At 74.2% G+C, this 3,699-nt stretch carries 3 protein-coding genes; all 3 read left to right on the forward strand.

Translation table 11 applies throughout. The features are described from left to right. Positions 1 to 109 precede the first annotated feature (109 nt). Positions 110 to 1,636, forward strand: a complete 1,527-nt coding sequence (gene crtI, locus SACPADRAFT_RS0204905; RefSeq protein WP_007026883.1) for a phytoene desaturase family protein — start codon at positions 110 to 112, stop codon at positions 1,634 to 1,636. Then, a complete protein-coding gene (locus SACPADRAFT_RS0204910) occupies positions 1,633 to 2,421 on the forward strand; it encodes an LLM class F420-dependent oxidoreductase (RefSeq protein ID WP_007026884.1) in 789 nt (262 codons plus the stop codon). Before crtI ends, SACPADRAFT_RS0204910 begins: the two co-directional genes overlap by 4 nt. A gap of 59 nt (positions 2,422 to 2,480) precedes the next feature. Then, a partial coding sequence (locus tag SACPADRAFT_RS32245; RefSeq protein WP_007026885.1) for an AAA family ATPase occupies positions 2,481 to 3,699 on the forward strand: 1,219 nt, incomplete at its 3' end.

Here is a 3,699-nt window from a genome sequence, read left to right on the forward strand (position 1 = left end):
GCCCGGCGGCTCGCCGACCTCGCGGACCGGGCGACCCGCCGCAACTACTGACGCTCGCGCGCACCGCCCGCCTCCGGTCCGCCGAGCCGACCGGAGGCGAGGAGGACACATGGACGACAGCGGTGTCGGGCACGTCGTGGTGGTGGGGGCCGGGCTGGCCGGGTTGTCGGCCGCCGCCCATCTGCTGGGATCCGGCAGGCGGGTCACGGTGCTGGAGCGACGTCCGGGCCCGGGCGGCCGGGTGGCCGACGACGAACGCGCCGGGCACACCGTCGAGACCGGGGCCAGTGTGCTGACCATGCCCGCGCTGCTGGACGAGACCTTCGCCGCGGTCGGGGAGACCACGGCGGCGTGGCTCGACCTGGTGCGGCTCGATCCCGCCTACCGGGCGCACTTCGCCGACGGCAGCACGGTCGCGCTGCACACCGACGCGGAGGCGATGGAGGCCGAGATCGCGGCCGTGGCGGGCCCCGGCGAGGCGGCGGGCTACCGGCGGCTGCGGCGGTGGCTGACCGCGTTGTACTCCGTGCAGCGCGACCGGTTCATCGGCAGCGACTTCGACTCCCCGCTGGAACTGGCCCGGCCGGAACTGGTGCGGCTGGCCGCGCTCGGCGGGTTCGGCAGACTCGGTCCGGCGATCGGCCGGTTCCTCACCGACGACCGGCTGCGCAGGCTGTTCTCGTTCCAGTCGCTGTACGCCGGCCTGGACCCGGCGCGCGCCCTGGCCGCCTACGCGGTGATCTCGTACATGGACACGGTGGCGGGTGTGTACCACCCGCGCGGGGGAATGGGCGCCCTCGCCCGCGCCCTGGCGGGAGCGCTCGGACGCGCGGGCGGCGAGGTGCGCACCGGAACCCGTGTGGCGTGGCTGGAACGGGCGTCGTCGCGGGTGTCGGCCGTGGTCACCGCCGAGGGGGAACGTCTGGCCTGTGACGCGGTGGTGCTGGCCACCGAACTGACCACGGCCTACGCCCTCCTGGGTGCGCGGCCCCGGCGCCCCGTCCCGCTCCGGTACTCCCCGTCCGCCGTCGTCCTGCACGGGAGCACCCACCGGGACTGGCCGGCACTCGATCACCACACCCTGTTCTTCGGGGGCGCGTGGCGGCGCACCTTCGCCGAGATCGCGCGGGAGGGACGGCTGATGAGCGATCCGTCGCTGCTGGTGACCCGGCCGACGGCGACCGACCCGGCCCTCGCGCCGCCGGGCAGGCAGGTGCTCTCGGTGCTGGCCCCGGCGCCGAACCTGCACACCGGGCGGCTGGACTGGCCGGGGTTGGCACCCGCCTACCGCGACGAACTGCTGCGCACGCTGGCCGGGCGCGGTCTGGACGGGTTCGCCGACGACGTCACGATCGACGAGGTGGTCACCCCCCGGACGTGGGCGGAGCGGGGCCTCGCCGCGGGGACGCCGTTCTCGCTGTCCCACACCCTGCTCCAGACCGGGCCGTTCCGCCCCGCCAACCGGGTCCGGGGGATCGACAACGCCGTGCTCGCCGGATGCGGCACCGTGCCCGGCGTCGGCATCCCACCCGTGCTGATCTCCGGACGCCTCGCCGCCGCGCGCCTCACCGGCGCGCACCGCACCCGTCGTCGTCCGCGCGCGGGTGCGTCGTCCTCAGTACGCTCGACGTCATGACCACGACGAACCGCAGGAAAGTCCGCATCGGACTCCAGCTGCAGCCGCAGCACGCCGAGTACGCCGACATGCGGCGCACCGCCGTCGAGGCGGAGAACCTCGGCGCCGACATGGTGTTCAACTGGGACCACTTCTACCCGCTCAGCGGTGACCCGGACGGCAAGCACTTCGAGTGCTGGACCATGCTCGGCGCCTGGGCGGAGACGCTGTCCCGGGTGGAGATCGGCGCGTTGGTGACCTGCAACAGTTACCGCAACCCGGACCTGCTCGCCGACATGGCGCGCACGGTCGACCACATCAGCGGCGGCAGGCTGATCCTCGGCATCGGGGCGGGCTGGTTCGAGAAGGACTACGTCGAGTACGGCTACGAGTTCGGTACCGCGGGGAGCAGGTTGGCCGACCTGGCCGGGTCGCTGCCGCGCATCCGGCGCAGGCTGGACAAACTCAACCCGCCCCCGACCCGTCGGATCCCGATCCTGGTCGGTGGTGGGGGCGAGAAGAAGACGCTGCGGCTGACGGCCGAGCACGCCGACATCTGGCACGGTTTCGGCGACGTGGACACCGCCGGGCGCAAGGTCGAGATCCTCGACCGGCACTGTGCCGATGTCGGGCGTGACCCGGCCGACATCGAACGGTCCGTGGGGGTGAGCGGCAGCCCCGCCGGGTCCGGCGACCAACTGCTCGACCTCGGCATCACGACGTTCACGGTCCCGGCGAGCGGCCCGGAGTACGACCTGACCACATTGCGTGAGTGGCTGGCCTGGCGGGACGAGAAGAACCGCTGATCGGTCGGTTCTGCAACGCAACTCTTTCCTTACGGTGACCGACCGGTAACACTGTCGGCATGCTCGCCGTGTGGAATGCGACGCCCGCGCACACCTTTCGGGTGCACGGGCGCGACCGGGAACTCACCGCGCTGACCGGGGTGCTCGACGAGGCCTCCCGGGGCAGGGGAGCCGCGCGTGTCGTCGTGGGCCGGTCCGGTGTCGGCAAGACGGCACTGCTCGACGAGGTCGCCGACCGGGCCGGGACGTTCCGGGTGCTGCGCACCCGGGGCACGGTCGCCGAATCGGAGGTGCCGTTCGCCGGTCTGCACCAGCTGTTGCGGCCACTGGACCACCTGCTGTCCCGGCTTCCCACCGGGCAGGCGGAGGCGCTGCACCGGGCGTTCGGCCTGTGCGCCGACGTCGACCCGATCACGGTGCGCGCCGCCACCCACGCGCTGCTGTCCGCCGCCGCGGCGGAGGGACCGACGCTGTGCTGTGTGGACGCGGCGCACGAGCTCGACACCGGGTCGCTGGCCGCGCTGGCGTTCGCCGCCCGTAGGCTCGACCACCTGAGCGTGGTCGTCCTGTTCGGCACCGACCACGCGACCCCGGCGGAGCGGGCCGAGTTCCTGGCCGAGCTGCCCCGCCTGCGGCTCGGGCCGTTGGAGCCCGAGGCCGGGCACCGGGTGCTGCGGGACCACCTCGGGCCCGCACTGCCCCACGACCTGGCCGACAGCCTGCTCGATGTCGCCGACGGCAACGTGCTCGCCCTGGTCGAGCTCGCCTCGGCCGTCACGGTGGACCAGCTCAGCGGCCGCACCGACCCACCGACCGGACTTCCGGGCGACAGCAGACTGTGCGCCACGGTCCGCAGGCGCCTGGCGGCGCTGCCGCCCGCGGGCCGTCGGGTCGTCGTGCTCGCCGCCGTGGACCACCGGCTCGACCGGCGCACGCTGGACCGGGTGTGGGCCGCCACCGGGGAGGATGCGGACGCGCTGACCGACGCGGTCGACTCCGGGCTGATCGAGGTCTCCGGGGAGATCGTGCACCCGGCCGAGGCCGTGCCCGGATGCTCCCTGCTCGCCGCCACCGATCCGGGGGAAGCGCACCGCGCGCACCGGCTCCTGGCGGACGTGGCGGATCCGGTGGCCGACCGGTACCGCGTGGTGTGGCACCGGGCCGCGACCGCCGGGACACCCTCGGACGATCTGGTCCGCGAACTGGACGAGGTCGCCGAACGGGCACGGGCGGGGGCGGACCACGTCGAGGCGGCGGCCGCGAGCGAGCGGGCCGCCG

Origin of the sequence: Saccharomonospora iraqiensis subsp. paurometabolica YIM 90007, from assembly GCF_000231035.2 — a bacterium.
Taxonomy (GTDB): domain Bacteria; phylum Actinomycetota; class Actinomycetes; order Mycobacteriales; family Pseudonocardiaceae; genus Saccharomonospora; species Saccharomonospora paurometabolica.